Annotated in this window: 14 protein-coding genes; 9 read left to right on the top strand and 5 right to left on the bottom strand. The window is 57.3% G+C overall.

Features of this window, described 5'->3' with window-relative positions:
* Positions 1-44 precede the first annotated feature (44 nt).
* The 6 genes from VFX97_03260 to VFX97_03235 all read left to right on the top strand — a co-directional run bounded on the left by VFX97_03260 (position 45) and on the right by VFX97_03235 (position 9,512).
* The gene (locus VFX97_03260) at positions 45-2,108 is read left to right on the top strand and encodes a thioredoxin domain-containing protein (GenBank protein ID HEX5702217.1); all 2,064 of its coding nucleotides are present in this window, start codon (positions 45-47) and stop codon (positions 2,106-2,108) included.
* 145 nt (positions 2,109-2,253) lie between these two features.
* On the top strand, positions 2,254-4,779 hold the full coding sequence (locus tag VFX97_03255) for a diguanylate cyclase (GenBank protein HEX5702216.1): 2,526 nt from the start codon (positions 2,254-2,256) through the stop codon (positions 4,777-4,779).
* Between the two features lie 136 nt (positions 4,780-4,915).
* Positions 4,916-5,980 carry a pyruvate dehydrogenase (acetyl-transferring) E1 component subunit alpha gene (pdhA, locus tag VFX97_03250; protein HEX5702215.1) on the top strand — a complete coding sequence of 355 codons (1,065 nt, stop codon included), beginning with the start codon at positions 4,916-4,918 and terminating at the stop codon, positions 5,978-5,980.
* 8 nt (positions 5,981-5,988) lie between these two features.
* Complete coding sequence (locus VFX97_03245; GenBank protein HEX5702214.1) at positions 5,989-6,969, top strand: pyruvate dehydrogenase complex E1 component subunit beta; 981 nt, start codon at positions 5,989-5,991, stop codon at positions 6,967-6,969.
* Between the two features lie 81 nt (positions 6,970-7,050).
* Positions 7,051-8,442 carry a pyruvate dehydrogenase complex dihydrolipoamide acetyltransferase gene (locus VFX97_03240; protein ID HEX5702213.1) on the top strand — a complete coding sequence of 464 codons (1,392 nt, stop codon included), beginning with the start codon at positions 7,051-7,053 and terminating at the stop codon, positions 8,440-8,442.
* Between the two features lie 134 nt (positions 8,443-8,576).
* On the top strand, positions 8,577-9,512 hold the full coding sequence (locus tag VFX97_03235; GenBank protein ID HEX5702212.1) for a DMT family transporter: 936 nt from the start codon (positions 8,577-8,579) through the stop codon (positions 9,510-9,512).
* A 185-nt stretch (positions 9,513-9,697) separates the two neighbouring features.
* Here VFX97_03235 and VFX97_03230 read toward each other — a convergent pair whose 3' ends face one another.
* The 5 genes from VFX97_03230 to VFX97_03210 all read right to left on the bottom strand — a co-directional run bounded on the left by VFX97_03230 (position 9,698) and on the right by VFX97_03210 (position 14,633).
* On the bottom strand, positions 9,698-10,504 hold the full coding sequence (locus tag VFX97_03230) for a hypothetical protein (GenBank protein HEX5702211.1): 807 nt from the start codon (positions 10,502-10,504) through the stop codon (positions 9,698-9,700).
* Between the two features lie 310 nt (positions 10,505-10,814).
* Entirely contained in the window at positions 10,815-11,057 is a 243-nt protein-coding gene (rpoZ, locus tag VFX97_03225; protein HEX5702210.1) for a DNA-directed RNA polymerase subunit omega, read from the bottom strand.
* 52 nt (positions 11,058-11,109) lie between these two features.
* Positions 11,110-11,790, bottom strand: coding sequence for a guanylate kinase (gene gmk, locus VFX97_03220; GenBank protein ID HEX5702209.1), 681 nt, complete (start codon positions 11,788-11,790; stop codon positions 11,110-11,112).
* Positions 11,780-12,661 (bottom strand): YicC/YloC family endoribonuclease, encoded by an 882-nt coding sequence (locus VFX97_03215; protein HEX5702208.1) that lies wholly within the window; start codon positions 12,659-12,661, stop codon positions 11,780-11,782. The genes gmk and VFX97_03215 overlap by 11 nt, the downstream gene beginning before the upstream one ends.
* Before the next feature lie 163 nt (positions 12,662-12,824).
* Positions 12,825-14,633, bottom strand: a complete 1,809-nt coding sequence (locus tag VFX97_03210; protein HEX5702207.1) for an ABC transporter transmembrane domain-containing protein — start codon at positions 14,631-14,633, stop codon at positions 12,825-12,827.
* Between the two features lie 205 nt (positions 14,634-14,838).
* On the opposite strand from VFX97_03210, the gene VFX97_03205 reads away from it, so the two are divergent.
* The 3 genes from VFX97_03205 to VFX97_03195 all read left to right on the top strand — a co-directional run bounded on the left by VFX97_03205 (position 14,839) and on the right by VFX97_03195 (position 19,251).
* Entirely contained in the window at positions 14,839-15,558 is a 720-nt protein-coding gene (locus VFX97_03205; protein ID HEX5702206.1) for a response regulator transcription factor, read from the top strand.
* A 197-nt stretch (positions 15,559-15,755) separates the two neighbouring features.
* Positions 15,756-17,135: a PQQ-binding-like beta-propeller repeat protein gene (locus VFX97_03200; protein HEX5702205.1), complete on the top strand. Its 1,380-nt coding sequence runs from the start codon at positions 15,756-15,758 to the stop codon at positions 17,133-17,135.
* Positions 17,136-17,697: 562 nt separating this feature from the next.
* Positions 17,698-19,251, top strand: coding sequence for an OmpA family protein (locus VFX97_03195; protein ID HEX5702204.1), 1,554 nt, complete (start codon positions 17,698-17,700; stop codon positions 19,249-19,251).
* The last annotated feature ends 10 nt before the right edge of the window (positions 19,252-19,261 follow it).

Below are 19,261 nucleotides of genomic sequence, written 5' to 3'. Positions count from 1 at the left end.
TCACACCAGGCGTGCGCGCCAAAGGAACGCAAAGTTAACTACCAGTGACTGAACATAAACACACCAACGGCCTCATCAACGAAACCAGTCCGTACTTACTCCAGCACGCGCACAATCCCGTCAATTGGTACCCGTGGGGTGACGAGGCCCTCGCCAAAGCGCGTGATGAAGAGAAACCGATCCTGTTGAGCATCGGTTACTCCGCATGTCATTGGTGTCACGTGATGGAGCGCGAGTCGTTCGAAAACGAAGAGATCGCGAAGTTGATGAACGAGAACTTCATTAACATCAAAGTTGATCGTGAAGAGCGGCCGGACCTCGATCAGATTTACATGAATGCCGTGCAAATGATGACCGGGCACGGCGGCTGGCCCATGACGATGTTCCTCACGCCTGAGGGTGTGCCCTTCTACGGCGGCACATATTTTCCGCCCGCCGATCGCTACAACATGCCGGGATTTCCGCGCGTGCTGCTCAGTGTGGCAGAAGCCTACCGCTCGCAACCCGATCAAGTCGGACATACATCGACGGCGATCCTGGGGGAGTTGCGACGGGTCGGCCTGGCGACGCCTTCGCGGGAGATGCTGTCGGTAGAGTTGCTTGACGCGTCGCACCGGCGAATCGCGAAGAACTACGACCCGACGAACGGTGGGTTTGGCAGCGCGCCGAAGTTTCCGCCAGCGATGACGATCGAGTTCCTGATGCACATCCATTATCGCCACGGCTGGCCCGACGCCCTCGAGATGGTCGAGCACACGTGCCGCAAGATGGCCGAAGGCGGAATGTACGATCAGCTCGGCGGCGGCTTTCATCGATACTCCGTCGATGCGCGTTGGCTGGTTCCGCACTTTGAAAAGATGCTTTACGACAACGCGCTGCTCGCGCGTGTTTACCTGCATGTCTATCAGCTAACGAAAAGTGAATTCGCGCGACGTATTGCTGAAGAAACCCTCGACTACGTAGTGCGCGAGATGACGGATAACCGGGGCGGCTTCTATTCATCGCAGGATGCGGATTCGGAAGGTGAGGAAGGGAAGTTCTTTGTCTGGTCGAAGCAGGAAGTTGTCGCCGCTCTCGGAGCGACTGATGCGGAAGTCTTTTGCGATTACTTTGATGTAACTGAAGAAGGGAACTTTGAGGGACAAAATATTCTGCATGTGAGTGCGCCTATCGAAGAGGTCGCAAAGCGTCACAGTGTGTCGGTTGACGCAGCGCGCGCGATTCTCGACCGCGGACGAAAGACGCTGTTCGACATTCGCGAACGAAGAATTAAACCGGGGCGGGACGAGAAGACCCTCACCGGATGGAATGGACTAATGCTCGCGAGCTTCGCGGAAGGCGGCGCCATCCTCAACCGTGCCGACTACATACAAGTAGCGGCCGCGAACGCAGAGTTCATTCTCGCGAACATGCTGCGTGAGGGTTTGGTGCTGCGGACCTATAAGGATGGCGAGGCGAAGCTCAACGGCTACCTCGAAGACTATGCTTCGCTAATCGAAGGGCTGATCTCGCTCTACGAAGCAACCGGTGCGTTGAAGTGGATCGAAAATGCAATTCGCTTATCGGACAAGATGATCGAAGAGTTTTGGGATGAGCAGGATGGCGGTTTCTTCTTCACGGGAAAGAGCCACGAGCAATTGATCGTGCGTGCGAAGGATTTCATGGACAACGCTACGCCCTCGGGAAATTCCGTGGCCGCATTCGCCCTTCAGAAACTCGCTCTACTGACCGGAAACGAAACGTACCAGCGTCACGCGACCACGATCCTGCGCCTCCTGGCTGATCAGATTCGTCGCTATCCTTCGGCCTACAGTTGGGCGCTGTGCGCGACAGATTTCTACTTGTCGAGCCCTAAGGAAGTCGCGATTGTCGGCGTGCCGGGTGATCCGAGCTTCGCAGAATTCAATCGCCCCTTTTGGGAAACATATCTCCCGAACCGCGTTCTCGCGCTCGGCGTCGGGGATTACGACGCCGCCGAAAGTCTGATTCCCCTGCTCGCCAATCGTCGAACCGACAGCGGGTCGCGTGCCTATGTCTGTGAAGCGTACACCTGCCAAAAACCCGCCGAAACGCCTGCGGAATTTGAGGATCAGCTGGCAATCCGCTAAAGCCCCCTCATCCGAAAGAAATCGTTGACGCCATCGCGGCCGACCCGCTATTCTCTAATGGCCAACACTGTTGGCCCCTGTCAGCCAGTGTAAGTTGCCAGGTCTCGCAATTCCCTCCACAGATCCTTCAAGTCGGGTGAACCGAATGCCGAAAATCGATTTCAAGAAAACTATCGTCACCGGGATTGTGGCGTCCATAGGCGCTGCCCTACTGCTCTATGGCGCGTACTCCACCTTTAGATTGCCCTTCCTTAGCTGGAGCGGACTGGCAGCCTTCTTTCTGTTGCTTGCCGTAACGTTAGTGACCAGTCGCTTCACAGTGCCCGTCACTCACGTGGATGGCGCGAGTCAAACTCAGAAGTCTGTTGCTGACACGCTCATCTTCCTTGCGGTGATGATGTACACGCTCGCGCCGGCGAACAACTTTGGCCCGCCGATCATTCTAGCGGCGGTGGTGGTTTGCGTGTCGTCTTTGGACAAGAGCAAGCGTCTGGAATCCATCTTTTCAGTTTGCAGCTCAGTGATCGCGACATTCTTGGCTGCATTGGTTTACAAAGGTTTGGTTTGGGTTTTGGTGGGCGACGGAATTGCCGGGGACCAGAGTTTGGTTCTCAATTCTGTGCTGCTTCCGCTGTGCGTTTTCGGCTTAGTACATTATGGTCTCACTACCGCCGGCGTCCTTGCGTCGCGTGTCTTCAGTTCTGGTATTAGCGTCAGTCTCACACAAGAGAGTCTGATTTGGACTCTGATCACGCAAGTCGCAAATGTCACCTCGGCCGCCATGTTTTATGCCGCGCTCCACGGTGCGGGCATTCCATTCCTCTTTGTGGGACTTCTGATCACGGCCCTTGTCCATCTGCTTTATCGCTTTAATGAGAAACGCGTTGGAGAAGTCACGCGCGCGCAGGGCGAAAAGCTCAAGTACATTGAAGAGATTGCCGACCTTCACATGAACACGATCGAGTCTCTGGCGATTGCGATCGACGCCAAGGACCAGACGACGCATGGCCACGTTCGCCGTACGCAGATTTACGCGACCGAGATGGGCAAGCTTCTAAAGGTGAAGGACCAGGAGTTGCGCGCACTATTCGCCGGCGCGCTTTTACACGACATCGGCAAGCTGGCGGTCCCGGAATACATTCTCAACAAACCCGGCAAGCTGACTGAATCGGAATTCGCAAAGATGAAGATTCACCCGACCGTCGGTGGCGACATTCTCAAACGCGTAAACTTCCCGTACCCGGTGGAAGACATTGTGCGTTATCACCACGAAAAATGGGACGGCAGTGGCTACCCCAAGGGCTTGCGCGCCAAAGAGATTCCCCTCGTCGCCCGCATTATTTCCGTCGTGGATTTCTATGACGCGACCCGTTGCGATCGCCCCTATCGCAAAGGAATGAAGCGTGAGGATTCGCTCGCGCTATTGCAAAAGATGTCCGGCAGCTCGTTCGATCCCCGAGTCGTGGATCTATTCACGAAACACGTCACGGAATTTGACCAGTTGATTGACGCTACAGACATTCAGGAGCAAGTCCAGCCGATCACCGTCGATAACTCCAAGGCCCGCCCGGATGCCGGTCTGGCGTCGGACGTCATGGGATCGCCTGATGAAAGTCTGGGCTTCCGTTCGATTACTGAAGCGCAACGCGAAGTCTTTGCCCTGCACGAAATTGCCCAGACAATTGGATCGTCACTGAACATGAACGACACGGTAACGCTGATCGCTAACAAGCTGCATGCGATCGTGCCGTTCGATACCTGCGCGATTTTCATCGTCGACGATCGCGTCGGTAAAGCTGTCGCGGTTCATGTCGTCGGAGATCACGTAGATCTCTTCCAGGGTCGCCGCATGAGTATCGGCGATGGTATTACCGGCTGGGTGATTGCGAATGCGCGCTCGATGTGCAATTCGTCGCCTGAGTTGGATCTGGTCGGAATCTCCGATGATGTCGTGAAAAATTACCGCGGCGTGCTGGTATCGCCCCTAATCCGGGAAGACGGAGCGTTCGGCGCGATCACGCTGTACTCGAAAGGCCGGACGTCGTACACCACCGAACATGTTCGTTTGTTGGAGTCCGTTGCTCAGCACGCGGCATCGGCGTTGAACAACGCGCTAACGTTTGAACGCACGAAAGAGAGCGCGCTGACAGATCCACTGACGGAACTGCCGAACGCGCGGGGCTTCTACATGATGCTCGAACAGCGTCTGGCGGAATGCCAGCGGCTTGGTCGGGAGTCACTTTCGCTCATCAGCATGGACGTGGACGACTTCAAGCTGATCAACGATCAGTGGGGACATGCGATCGGTGATCGCTTGTTAGCGAACGTCGGCAAAATCATTCGCAAAGAGTTGCGGCAAATGGACATTCTGTCGCGCTATGCGGGCGATGAATTCGTCGCGATCATGCCCATGGCTTCGCTGGCTATGGCTGAAGCCGCCGCCGATCGCATCCGCAACGCCGTCGAACAACAGAAGTTTTCGGTGCGCACGGGCAAGTACGTTGAAGTCAGGCTCAGCTCGGGCATTGCTTGTTTCCCCGCGGATGGTGAAACGAGCGAAGAATTGCTCACCACGGCCGCGCGCAACATGCAGAAAGACAAGCATGCGCGCAAGAATCTGCTTAGCCTGACCACGATGCCGACGCACGCCGGAATCGATCAATACACTTAATCTCGCCCTCGCTTTAGCATTCCGACATTCGCGCACTTGCCTCGATGCAGGTGTTGCGTATAATCGTGTCGAACTTCGCAAGTATGTGCACGGCCAGCTCATAGCTGGCCGATTCGCACTAAGCGAGCAGCGAAACATGAGCAGCCAGACAACTGACCGGCGACAGGACGCAAGCGCAAGCGCAAGCGTCATCGATCAACCGCCCACCACGCCCGCCGATGCGGGCGCGCTGGAAGAAGATCGCGACACGCTGGTCAAGATATTCCAGCAGATGCTCTTGATTCGGCGCTTTGAAGAGAAGTGCGCTGAGTCTTACAGCCTCGGAAAAATTGGCGGCTTTTGCCATCTGTACATCGGCCAGGAAGCGGTTGGTGTGGGCGCCATCTCGGCACTGCGCCAGGACGATTATGTGATCACGAGTTATCGCGAGCACGGTCAGGCCCTGGCGAAAGGCATGTCGGCTGATGCGATCATGGCTGAACTGTACGGCAAAGCCACAGGCTGCTCGAAAGGCAAGGGCGGCTCGATGCATCTGTTCGACGCCAGCGTGAACTTCCTCGGCGGTCACGCGATTGTCGGCGGGCAGATCGCTCTGGCCACGGGCGCGGCTTTCGCTTCTAAGTACAAAGAAACTGATCAAGTGACGGTTTGCTTCTTTGGCGAAGCGGCCGTCAATCAGGGTGCGTTCCACGAGTCGCTGAACATGGCGCAGCTCTGGCGGCTGCCATGCATCTATCTTTGTGAAAACAACATGTACGGCATGGGCACTTCGGCTCAGCGGGCGATGTCATTCCAGGACATTGCCGCAAAGGCATGTGCTTACGAGATGGCCTCGGAGGTTGTTGATGGCATGGACGTGATGGCCATGCGCCAGGCGACCCAGCGCGCGGTGGAGCGAGCACGCAAGGAGTCTTTGCCGACACTGCTTGAGGCGAGAACGTATCGTTACATGGGCCACTCGATGTCCGATCCCGGTAAGTACCGGACGCGCGCTGAAATTGAAAAGTATCAGGAGCGAGATCCGATCAAGCTTTTCAAAGTACGGCTGGAAGAGAATGGGATGTTGACTGACGATGACGTGGCCGCAATGGAAGCCGAGGTGCGCGAGCAGGTCGACCGGGCAGCTCAATTTGCTGACGAGAGTCCTGAGCCCGCGCCGGAAGAATTGATGACGAACGTTTACGCGAACCCGCTGCGCTGAAGAATCCAATGGCTGTTATCACCATGCGCGACGCCTTGAATGACGCTCTCCGCGAGGAGCTGGCGCGCGATCCGAATGTGTTTCTGATGGGTGAAGAGGTCGCCGAGTATCAGGGCGCCTACAAAGTTACGCGCGGATTGCTCCAGGAGTTCGGCGCCAAGCGAGTTATCGATACGCCGATCACTGAACTTGGTTTCGCCGGTCTGGGCGTGGGCGCAGCGATGGTCGGCCTGCGACCCATCATCGAGTTCATGACTTTCAACTTTTCGATTCTCGCGGCGGATCAAATGGTGAACTCGGCCGCCAAGATGCTTTACATGTCGGGCGGCCAATACAAGATTCCGATAGTATTTCGCGGTCCGGGCGGGTCGGCTTACCAGGTTTCCTCGCAGCACTCGCAGGCGCTGGAATCGTGGTACGCGTTCTTTCCCGGTTTGAAAGTCGTAATGCCGTCAACCCCGGCTGATGCTAAAGGGCTTTTGAAAAGCGCGATTCGCGACGACGATCCGGTGATCTTCATCGAGCAGGAGCGCATGTACGGAATGAAGGGCGAGGTTCCGGAAGACGAGGACTTCACGATTCCGCTCGGCGTCGCCGACGTAAAGCGGGAAGGAACCGATGCTACGATCGTCGCGCGCTCGTTAATGGTGCCGACGGCTTTGAAGGCCGCAGAAGAGTTGGAGAAGGAAGGCATCAGCTGCGAAGTGATAGATCCGCGAACGATCCGGCCGCTCGACATCGATACCATCATCACTTCCGTGCAGAAGACGAATCGCGTGGTGGTGGCCGAAGAGTCGCATCCGTTCTGCGGCGTTTCTGCTGAGATCACCGCGGAGATTCAAGAGCGGGCGTTCGATTATCTTGATGCGCCCGTCAAACGAGTTTCCGGCGTGGATGTGCCGATGCCGTATGCGAAGAACCTCGAACGGCTGGCGATCCCGGATGTGCCGCAGATCGTCGCCGCGGTTAGAGAAGTTGCTTACGTCTAGTAAATGGTCAATCGTAAATCGTAAATAGAGAGCGCCAACCCTGCTTTCTATTTACCATTCACGATTCACTGTTCACCCGTTATGGCTACCCAAGTCGTCATGCCGAAACTGTCGCCCACGATGGAAGAGGGGCAGGTTGCGCGCTGGCTGAAAAAAGAAGGCGACAAGGTCTCGATGGGCGAGCCGATCGCCGAAATCGATACTGACAAAGCCACCATGGAAATGCAGGCGCTGTCAGCCGGCGTTCTGCGTAAGGTGCTTGTGCAGGAAGGCGAGAGCGCGCCACTGGGCCAGCCCATCGCGATCATCGGCGAGCCTGACGAAGACATTTCCGCTCTGCTGAAGAGTGAACCGGCCCCGGCCAAAGAAGCTCCAGCAAATGAAGAGGCTCCGGCCAAAGAAGAGGCTCCGGCCAAAGAAGACGCCCCGGCTAAAGAAGAGGCTGCGGCACAGCCAGAGACGACTCCTGAATCAGAGGCCGCTCCTGCCGGCGAGCAGAAAAAAGCTGCCCCGCAACCCGAAATAGCTCGCGAAGTGCAGACGGACGGGAAACGTCCGAACGGTGGTCGCATGCTGGTTTCGCCCATTGCTGCGCGCATGGCCGCGGAATCGGGTGTGGATCTCAATTCGGTTAAGGGCAGTGGACCGAGCGGTCGAATCGTGAAGCGCGACATCGAAGAAGCGATGAAGGCGCCGCAGGCCGCATCCCCGGGCGCGACTCCAAAACTCTCATTGGTTCGACCGATGGCGGTGCCCGCGGGTCAACCGGGCGCCACGTACGGCCCGTCGGCTTATCGCGACGAACCGATGAGCGAAATGCGCCGGACGATTGCGAAGCGTCTGGTGACTTCACTCGGGCCGGTCCCGCACTTCTTCCTGACAACTGAGATTGAAATGGATCGCGCCGCGGACATGCGGCAGCAAATCAACACTCTCTATCCTGATGCAAAGGTCAGCATCAACGACGTCATCATCAAAGTTGCCGCCGTCGCCTTGATTCAACACCCACAGGTGAACGCCTCCTTTCAGGACAAGACCGTGCGGCACTACGAGCACGCGGACATCGGCGTCGCGGTCGCGACTGAGAATGGATTGATCACGCCGATCGTGCGTGCGGCCGATGTGAAATCGTTGCTGGATATCGCCACTGAAGTCAGGGAGTTGGCCGGCCGGGCGCGCTCGCGCAAGCTAAAGCCTGAAGAGTACATGGGAGCGACTTTTTCCATCAGCAACCTTGGCATGTTCGGCATCGACGAATTCACGGCGGTAATCAATCCGCCCGAAGCCGCGATTCTCGCGGTGGGGGCGATGAAACCGAAGCCTATTGTTCGCGAGGACCAAATCGAGATTCACCAGATGATGCGCGTGACGATGTCCTGCGATCATCGCGTGGTCGATGGGGCGGTCGGCGCGCAGTTCCTGCAGACCTTCAAACAGATTCTTGAGAATCCCCTGTATTTGTTTCTCGGTTGAAAAACCGATCCAGTCTTAGAAGCTGTCGAGATCGGGAACACGCGGCCCGATCTTTTTTTATGTGGCACAGACTTCAGTCTGTGATTGCCACCAGGAACGCACAGACTGAAGTCTGTGCCACGAAGGACGCTTTTGTGAACAAACCCAGCTCAAGTGCCTCTCCGCACATCGCTTTGATCGCTGTCCAGGTGATGTTTGCTACCTGGCCAGTGTTCGGGAAGATCGTGTTGCGAACGATCCCGAGCCTCGGGCTGGTTGGGATCCGAGTGCTGGGGGCAGCCGTGGCTCTCACGGCTATCGGACTTGCGACGCGCAGACTTGAGCGAATTGCCAAATCAGATTGGCTGCTGCTCGTGGTATCGAGTTTACTGGGCGTCGTTCTGAATCAGTGGCTGTTTGTGAAGGGTCTGTCGCTGACCACCGCGGTTAACGCAACGCTGCTCGGGACTACGATTCCCGTGTTTACGCTTCTGGTTAGCATCTTTGTCGGGAACGATCGCATATCCGCGCGGCGCATCATCGGAATTCTCCTTGCGGGCGCCGGCGTCGTTTATTTGATTGGCCCCGACCGCGCGTCGTTCTCCCAAAGCTCCGTCGTCGGAGACTTGCTGCTCGTTCTTAATTCGCTCTGCTATGGAGCGTACATCGCGATTTCAAAGCGCCTGTTGAGCCGCTACAACGCGCTCACTGTGATTACCTGGGTCTTTATAGTCGGATGTGTTCCCGCCGTTCCCGTCGCCGCGTTTAGCCTTTCGTCTGTGTCGTTCGGCGAGGTTCCCGGCTCAGTCTGGCTGGCAGTCGGTTACATCGTTCTGTTTGCGACGGTCGTTTGTTACTACCTGAATTCGTGGGCCCTGGCGCGCGTGCCGCCGAGCACGGTGGCGGCCTACATCTATTTGCAGCCGCTAATTACGTTTGTGCTGGCGCCGATTGTGCTGGGTGAAAGAGTGAGCTCCCGCGTCATCATCGCATCGCTGTTAGTGTTTGCGGGTGTGGCAGTCGTGACGAGTCGCGGTCGCGCTAAAGCAATCGAGGAAGTGTCGGAACATCCCGAGGCGTTCGGACACTAGGTAAAGGGCGACTCGCACGCTCGACATTTCGAGCGACGACGGGCGTTGAGGGTGTGGCACGACGGGCAACGCACGTACATCGCGCGCGCGAACAGGTGCATAACGACATAGCTGCCGCCGAGGATGGCGACAGCTATGGCGATGTTCAGCAGAGTTTCTTTCAGGCTAGTTCTCGACGGCAGCCGTCAAGCAGCCTTGCGACTGGCCGTTGGTTCCGTTTGCTTGGTTTCAATCGAGCTCTGGTACGCCTGGCCTCGCTCATAACCGCGGCGAAATGCTTCCAGCCCGCAGCTCTCCGCGTATCGCGTTCTCAGATTCTCGACGGTGTTGTCGTAGTTGCGGCCGCGTCGATCCGGGTGCAGCGATGCTTCAAACCCGAGCCGGTACGCCGCTTCGTCAACATTGAAGTTGCCGCCCTGAGTCGAATAGTGCTCTTGCTCAGCATCACGCAAACCGGTCCACCATTGATCGCGTGCGGCGTCCACTGACTCGGCGCCCGCGCGCTTCAGTTCCGCGCGTGCCGTTTCAGCCAGTTGATCAGAATCGGCGAGCGCAATCACAACTGAGCGCCCTTTGCGCAGAGCATCTTCATACAAGAAAAGCTCATCGCGTGGCAACCCAGTATCAAGGTTGCCTTCGACGGCATTGCCTGCTGCCGCGCCTGCTGCCGCGCCTCCGATGCCGAATAGTGCTGCGCCGATCAACCCGAGCGCGAAAATCGGTCCCACGCCGGGGATTAGAGCAGTCGCTGCGGCCAATCCGGCGTGCATGCCGCCGGCAACACCCAGCGCCCCTCCGACAGCTCCGCCCACGGCAGTTCCGACCCCGGGCTGTTCGGTTTCCGTCGTGGGAATGTTCGCTTCGATTTCAGTTTCCGGTGTGCGCGGCGAAAGTACTCCGATGTTTTCATCAGCTATGCCAAGTGACCCAAGCATAGCTGCCGCGCGCTTTGCATCAGCAAATGAATTAAAGATTCCGATAACAGTGTTCATTAGTCCTATCCTCCCGTCAGTTTCCTTGCGCCTGACGTGCCACATCAGTGGCTTAGGCCCAATTCGTCACATTTTCACGTCGAAAGAGAAGGAGATTGTAAGTAGTTTTTGAGTTGATTGAGGACGCAAAATCCTTACCTCTCAAGTTCGAAAGAGTCGTTTACCCCCGCTGAGGTAAAGAGAGCGTAAGCGGGGGCAAGCCCCTTCCTGACCTGAGTGGTTTTCAATGCACCACGCTTGGCTGTGCGAATATTAGTCCCAGGAACGGCTTCGTGAGAGCTACGGGAGGAACAAAAGCTCGGCGCGAATCTTAGTTTTCTTTGGCGCCGTCTATAGGATTGAAATGGAATGGAACCTTACCGCGGATCACTTCTTCCAGCGCGATACGCGTCGGCTTGTGTTTCGTTACATCAATGTCGATGCGCGGGCGCGCGCCGCGTTGCAGTTGCTTGCTGCGCTTGGCGGCTAAAATTATCAACCGGTACTTCGCATCAATCTCAGGTACTGTTTCAGACGCCTCTTCAAACTCTTCGTTAATATTTGCCATCGTCATAAGTCGTGTTTCTCCTCTATCTCTCGATAGTGTTATTCAGTAGATTTGTTAACTAGCTCTGGGCAATCGTTCCGGCCCGCGCAAAGTCAGCCAGCGCTTCACTCGAAGTTGTTTCCTGTCGCTCGCGGCGGGCGCGTTCCGCGTAAATCACTGATGCCAGCTGCGCCGAGGCCCGGTTGATATCGTCGTTCAATATCACGTATTGAAACTTCCGGTATTGCTCGACTTCAGCCGGCGCGCCGCGCAATCGTCGCGCGAGATCTTCTGCTGAGTCCGTGCCGCGCTTCACCAGCCGATTCTGCAACAGTTCAAATGACGGCGGCAGGATGAAAACGGTGACTGCATCTTCGATCAGCGCACGCACGCTGTCTGCGCCCTGGACGTCAATCTCCAGGATGATGTCACGGCCGGCGGCGCGCTCGCGTTCTACCTGCTTGTGGCTGGTACCGTAAAGGTGACCATACACATCCGCCCATTCAAGGAACTCGCCGCGCTGAATCATCTCTTTAAAAACGGAGGTTGAGACGAAGAAGTATTCGCGGCCGTCCTGCTCTTTCGGTCGCGAGGGGCGCGTGGTGTACGAGACCGAGTAACTGACGCCGGGCACTGTTTGCAGGACGCGATCGATCAAGGTGCCTTTGCCGCCGCCCGACGGGGAACTGACGACTATCAGCATGCCGCGACCGCCCCGGGCGCCGTCGTTATTCGGCTTGTTTATCAGCTCACTCGACATTTTGCACTTGTTCGCGCAGTTTCTCAACTTCAGCCTTGATCGCCAATGCCGCTTCTTTGATGGGAATCTCGGTGGATTTCGAGAGAACCGTGTTGGCTTCGCGATTGAATTCCTGAAGCAGAAAGTCCAAACGCTTGCCTACTTCATCGGCTGAGTCGATGGCTTCACGGAATTGATCCACGTGGCTTTTGAGGCGCGCCAGCTCTTCCGTAATGTCGCTGCGATCGGCCAAATAGGCGACTTCCTGAGCCAACCTGGCAGTATCGACTTCGATCGCCTGACCTTCCCGAGCCAGCAATTCCGCGATTCGTTTATGCAGCCGTTGGCGGTAACTCTCGATCAAACCCTCAGCGGCGGATTCTATTGTCGGGATGGCGGCGTTTATTTTTCCGAGCCGCGACCGCATTTCTTCAGCCAGGGCCGCGCCCTCGGCGCCGCGCATCTGCTCCAGGCTGTCGAGCGCCTGATCGATGGCTGAGTCAATCGCGCTCGCAATGTCCTGGTTCAACTCGTCGCGCGGAGAAGACAGCGCGCCCGGCAAGCGGGCGATTGAAGTCACGTCGATGTCGCCGCTGAGGTTGAACTGCCGCTGAATCTCGCGCAGCGCGTCAACGTAGGCCGTGACCACCGATTGATTAATCTGGTAAGTCGCTTCAGAACCGGTGCGATCAAAACTGATGTTGAGATCTACGCGCCCGCGGGACAAGCGCGCTTTCACTCGCTTCCGGATGTCCATCTCCATCGCGTTCAACTCCTGCGGTGCGCGCAGGTGAATGTCGAGGTAGCGATTGTTGACGGTTTTGATCTCGACGCCCACGGTAAAGCCGTCGCCGCTTGCCGCTCCACGTCCGAATCCGGTCATTGATTTCATAGCTTGTCAGTAGTCCGTCGTCAGTTGTCAGTGGTTTGGTCTGGTACTTTGTACTTTGTGCTTTGTGCTTTGACGTCCCGCACAGTCGACATCTTCAGCGAAGAGCGAACCTCCGCAAAACCGACATCGAAGTACCACAAAGCACAAAGAACGAATTGAATAACTACTGACCACTGACAACTGACAGTTCTTCTTCCTCGTCAGCGAATTGCATCTCGTACAGCTTTTGATACTGCCCGCCGCGGGCGAGCAAATCCTTGTGCGTGCCTTGCTCAATGATACGTCCGGCTTCCATGACGACGATGTTGTCGGCGCGCCGCACGGTCGAAAGACGATGCGCGATTACAATCGTCGTGCGGTCTCGCACGAGGTTCGCGATGGCTCGCTGCACCAGTTGTTCTGACTCAGCGTCCAGGGCCGATGTCGCTTCATCGAGGATCAATACCGGCGCATTCATCAGAATGGCGCGCGCAATCGCCAGGCGCTGGCGCTGACCGCCGGAAAGGAAAATGCCACGCTCGCCGATGATTGTGTCATAGCCGCTCGGCAAATCCATTATGAAATCGTGCGCGAAAGCGGTCCGCGCGGCGTCGCGCATTTCTTCATCAGAAGCCCCGGGTCGGCCGTACGTGATGTTGTAACGGACGGTGTCGTTGAAAAGAACAGTTTCCTGCGTCACTAAAGCCATCTGACGCCGCAGGCTGGAGATTCGAGCATCGCGCAAATCAGTTCCGTCCCAGAGGACCGCGCCGGAAGTTGGATCGTGAAAACGCGGCATGAGCTTCGTTAACGTTGATTTGCCCCCGCCTGATTCGCCAACCAGAGCGACCATCTTGCCAACCGAAACCGTGAGGTTCACATCCTGAAGCACCTTGCGTCCTTCATTCGCGTAGCCAAAGGAAACCCCTCGAAGTTCGATTTCGTTTTGCAATGGCCGGAGTTCAATTGCATCCGGCTTTTCCGGAATCTCGGCGCGTTCGTCCATTACTTCCCAGACATGCCGCGCGGCCGCGAGCGCCTGGGACAGCGAATTCTGCAGACGCGAAAGCTTGCGCATCGGATCGTAGCTGCGGAAGAGGAAGAATAGAAACGTAATGAACTGCGACGCATTCATACGGCCGAGCCGAATCTCTCGTTCAGCGAAAAAGAGCAGCGCCGCCACGAACAAAACGCCGATGAATTCGATGATCGGAGGAGACATTCCCGCAATGCTTGCGGAACGAAGGTTCGCGCGCCGGATGTGATCGGACACCCGCGTGAATCGGTCTCGTTCGCGGGTTTCGCCTTGATAGGCCTTCACGATGTTTTGGTTCGCCAGGGCTTCCTGCGCGGTGTCCGTCAGGTGTTTAGTGCCTTCAAACGACTCGCGCGCCAGATTTCGCAGTGAAGTGCCAAACCGAATCGTTAACCAGGCGATGGGCGGCGCAATCAGAAGCGACCCCAGGGTCAATCTCCAGTTGTAATAAAAAGCCGCCATCAGAAAAGCGATCAGCGTTAAGCCCTCTTTCAGCATGTCACGCAAGGTGTGCGTGATGGCTGCTTCAATCGCCGCGGCGCTGGTGATCAAACGCGAGACAAGATAATTCGTGCGATGACGCTCAAAGAACGCCGCTGATTGCGCGAGCACATGCGTGTAGAGATCCTGCCGCAGGCGCAGAATCGACGACTGGCCAATGCGCGCCATCAGGTAGGTTGAAAAGTAATCCGCAATACCCTTTATGAGCGTGAAGCCAATTAGCAGGATCGCAATCGTGCGCCAGGCGGCCAGGCCAGACGCCGGAATCAGTTTCTGAAGACCAAAAAGTGTGTCGCTTTGCTGCTGGGAGGTCGCGAGTACTTGATCAAAAATCGGAACGATCAGGGCGCCGATGGCAATTTCCAGGACGCTGACCACGACCATTGCCAGAGTCGCAATGGCAAAAGTACCGGCGTAAGGGATCAGATACTTTAAAAGACGTCGGAGATCACGCATGGAAATCGAAGGTTAGACCGGTTGACAGGAAACGGGCCAGGAGCCGAAACGAATGCAACCACGGAATATAACTGAGCGAAATCGTTTGACGCAAGGCCATCGTCCTGTCCATACTAGGGCGCAACCCCTTGATCTTACAGCAAATTAGGCGTAGCTGTTCCGCCGGTCTTGCAGCAATCCGGCAACAGCCTTGAGGAAAACTGACGTGGATCCCGAACCGACACAACGCGCCAAGAAATTGATGATCGTCGATGATGACGCCGAGATGCGTACGCTTCTGGCTGAGTACTTTCGCAGGCTGGGATTTGAAGTCGCCGAAAACGAGAATGGTCAGGCCGCTTTGCAGACCGTTGCAAACGACACCTTCGATTGCTTCATTCTCGACGTTGCCATGCCGGAGATGTCGGGCATCGATCTACTGAAGAAGATGCGCGAACGCGGCATTACCACGCCGGCGCTTTTTCTCACCGCACACGATCTGTTGGACGACAAGGTGGCGGGCTTTGAGGCGGGCGCTGACGATTATCTCGCCAAGCCGTTTAGTCCACGCGAACTTGAGTACCGAATCGAAGCGCTGTTGCGTCGCGGACAGCTTGCTCCAGAGGCGGCGGGCGATGGTGAGCGTCTGGAGATTGGCGATCTCGTGGTGGACAAACGACGGCACGAAGTTTCGCGCGCCGGGCAGCGTGTCGATCTCACGCCGCTCGAGTTTCAAATTCTTGAGCTACTCGCGTCTGAGCCCGGCCGCGCCTGGTCACGCAACGATCTCCTCGATCGCGTCTGGAGCACTGAGTACGAAGGGTATCAGCGCAACATCGACCCTCACATCAATCGGCTGCGAAAGAAATTGGAAAACGATCCGAAGAACCCTCATTACGTACTGACAGTTCGAGGCGTGGGCTACAAGCTAAACGAGAATCCCTAATCAGCCCGCGCCACCTTCAGCTCGCCGCACAAGGGAACCAATCCCGATTCGTCGTTTACTAATTAGTGGTGAAGGTCTGTTCGTTCAAAAGTCGTCTGTTCAGATGGGTATGCGTGGCCGCGATTTGCGCTGGTCCCGCGTTAACGTCGTTAGCGCCTGTCTGGGCGGTGGTTCAGGATAATCCGCCTCAGACCTCGGTGACGCTTCGTTGGGGCGCGCGCCCGGGTGTGTCCCGGTACCGTTTGCAACTGGCAAATGACGCCACATTCATCGACATCGTATTCGATCGAGTAGTTTCGGGCCACGAATACCGCATGAATGACCTGGCGCCCGGTAGATATTACTGGCGGGTCGCTTCGCTGAACGCGAAACGCGGTGAGTTTTCGTCGGCCGGTGTGATCGTGGTGCCTGCGAACGGCGAAACGAAGAAGCCGAGCCCCACGCCGCCGGTGGTAACAAACCAAGCGACAAACACGGTCACTTCGAGGGGCGGCTGGTATGCGGCTATCGGCGATGTCACCCGATCTATCGTTGCCCACCTCAGGCGCACAGGTAGTTCCGAGATAGTCGCGGTAACGACTGAGGGTCGCATTGTCGCGTTGGAGGCGAGCCGCGGGATCGCACTGTGGACGGTTCGTACTGCGCAGCGATCGCCGTCCGCACAGAACACGCAGGTGATTGCCATCCGCGCTCGCGGCGGTGCCGACAACGTTCTGGTCCTGGCCGGAAATACAGCCACTTTGATCGAAGGCGCCAGCGGTCGGCAGCTTTGGCAAACCACGTTGCCGGGAAACGCCGGTGCGGCGACAGCGTCGGGAACCACCACGTTTGTTGTCGATAGCTCGCGTCAAAAGTTGTTTGTGATCGATAACAGCCTTGGACGGGTAATCTCGGAAGCGGCTCTGCCGGGCCGTGCGGTTGGGCGCCCGGCGACCATTACATACAGTGGTGCGCGCGCCGTCGTCGTCGCGCTCGACGATGGTGGCCTGCACGTCTTTGACGAGTCAGGCAAGTTCACCATCGCCGCCAACGCGGGAAGCCCAGCCACGACCGCGCCGTTGATCGTGCGGACAGCACGGGGCGAACTTTTGCTGGTCGGGACGCGAAGTGGACTGACGGCGTTGGCCGCTGAGGACTTACGTGCGCTCGGCCGCGTGACTCTCAAAGAGGACGCGCCGCGCGGAAGTTTGATTGCGCAGGATGTGGACAGCGATGGAAGACCGGAAGTGGTGATGTTCACCGAGCGTGGTCGCGTGGTCATCGTCAAGTCCGACGAAGGCAGAATCGTTTGGGAAGCTGACGCCCGTCGCGCCGAGTCAGCCGCGTTCGCAGACGTGAACGGCGATCGAGTGCTCGACCTGCTGATGGCGGGCAGGGAAGGATTTGCCTTCGCTCTGTCCGGCCGCGACGGTTCAGTTGTCTGGAAAGACGAGATGGCTTCGAGTATCTCAACGAATCATGCACCGGCTACGTCTCCTCGCGAGACGTTTGCTGTGCCGTCCGCCTCGGGCGTTTTGATTATCGCCGCAGAGCCTAATCGCACGGGTCTGCGCGCGATCGAATTTCCCAAAGGCTAGCTCTCCAATTACAATGCGCCTCTTGCTCGGCCGGCGGGTGCCAGCATCTCCACCATGCTCTATTACATCGGATCGTTTTTTCTCATCACTTGGTTTGTCCTTAAGTTCGTGATGCACAAGGGTGGATTCGTCCACACGCTTTTATTGACCGGCTTAGGTTTCATCGCAGTTCAATTTGTGCAGCACCTGCGAACACGGCAGTACGAGCGCGAGCAACGCCGACTTTAATCTTTCCCTCTCCCACTGGAAGAGGTCAGGGTGAGGGACGAAGTTAGCGCTATAACAAAAATTATCCACGCTCTCTGACGTGAGGTTGCGCCTCACGACAGATTGGGAATAAAGGTTCATTTCTTACCGCCTTAAGCTTCGCACCCTCACCCCAGCCCTCTCCAGTGGGAGAGGGAGTGCCGCCCACATCTGCACAAACCTTCTTGTCAGTTTCTTCCCGTTCGGCAACAATTAAGACCGGGCCGTGCATCTAGGACTTAGGACAGGGATTAGCCTGTTCGATGCTCGACATAATCTGATCAGGCAGATAGCCTGCTCTTCAATAGAGGGTTTAATGAAAATAGCTCGCCGGTTACTGTCGTTCCTTCCTGTTCCGATAATTATTGTTGGTCTCTGTTTCGGCGCTCTGGCCCAGAGTGATGGTCGCCGAACTACGACCGCAATCACCTATCCGCTGGATCAAACGATCGAAGTGCCGTTTCGCGGAACGACGCGTTTGCCGCGCTTGAAAGGTGATGCAAAAGTGCGCCGTCAGGGACGCCGCGGCACCCGCGTCCAGCTAAGCCTCGATCATTTGCCGCGCGGATATGAATTAGGCGGGGCGTACACTACGTTCGTGTTGTGGGCCATATCGCCGGACGGTACGGTCGATAACCTCGGCGAGATAAAACGTAGCGGCAGTGGAATTATCGATTCGAAGATCGATGTGACGACCCCGCTGCAAACCTTCGCGCTGATCGTGACGGCCGAGCCGCATTTCCTCGTGCGCGCTCCCAGCCGCATGGTTGTGCTGGAGAACGTGCGCCCGGCGACGCCGCGCGACGCGCAGATTGATACCGTGCCGGTCACCTATATCGGCAACTCCAGCGACTACTTCCGCGACGGAAGCGTTCCCACGATCGCTCAGTCTGATTTCCGGGACATTCCCAATGCGCTACTGGGCGCGCGGCAGGCGCTGAACCTGGCACGATACGCGGGTGCGGAGCGCGATGCTCCGAACGAATTGCGTGCGGCCGCCGCCGATCTTGAACAAGCTGAAGCCGCGCGGCGCATGCGCCAACCTGAATCGGAAGTCGACGTTCTTGCGCGACAGGCAACCAGTAGTGCGGCAAAAGCCGAAGCGATGGCAGTGGCGCGTCGCGCCGCGCGGGAACGGCGTGAAGAGATCGAGCGTCGCGATCAGGCTGTGCGCAGCGCTGAGGAAACGGCCGCGACTGCCAATCAGGAAATTACACGTTTGCAGAAGGATCTCAATAATGAACGGCACGCACGCGAGCTTGCTGAACGCGATTCATTGAGGTCGCAGGAGCAGCTTCGCGACGCGCGCACCGAAATTGCGCGACTGCGCGAAGAGATTCAGACGGTCCGGGCTGAAGGGGAAGACGCGAAAGTCAGGCTGGCCCGGATCGAAGGCGAGCGTCAGGCTGAACAGGCGCGGCAAGCTGCCGAAACGCGCGCGGCGCAGCTACGCGCCACGGCGGCGAATTTGAAACAGGCGCTGGGGCGATTCGGGACCGTGCGTGAGTCTGAACGCGGCATCGTCCTGATGCTGAACGAGTCCTGGTGGGCAAACCCGCGTTCCGGAAACCTAACGGCTGCGGCCGCCGCGCGCCTGGATCAACTGGGCGCGTTGATCGCAAATAATCCCGATTACCAAATCTCGATCGAATCGTACACGGACAATGCGGGCCGCGCGGATGCGCTGCAACAACTGACTGACGACCGGGCGCGGATTCTTTCCGAGCGGCTGGCTTCAGCCGGCATCGATGTCACGCGTATTCAATCCAGCGGTTTGGGCTCTGCAAATCCGGTCGCGCCTAACACGACCGTCGCGAATCGGGCGAAGAATCGCCGGACGGAAATTACGTTGAGCGCGGCAGGGCAGTGAGAGCCTGGCG

It is taken from the genome of Pyrinomonadaceae bacterium (genome assembly GCA_036277115.1).
Lineage (GTDB): Bacteria > Acidobacteriota > Blastocatellia > Pyrinomonadales > Pyrinomonadaceae > UBA11740.
The sequence above is the reverse complement of the archived record's forward strand: the minus strand, read 5'-3'. Positions and strand labels throughout refer to the sequence as shown.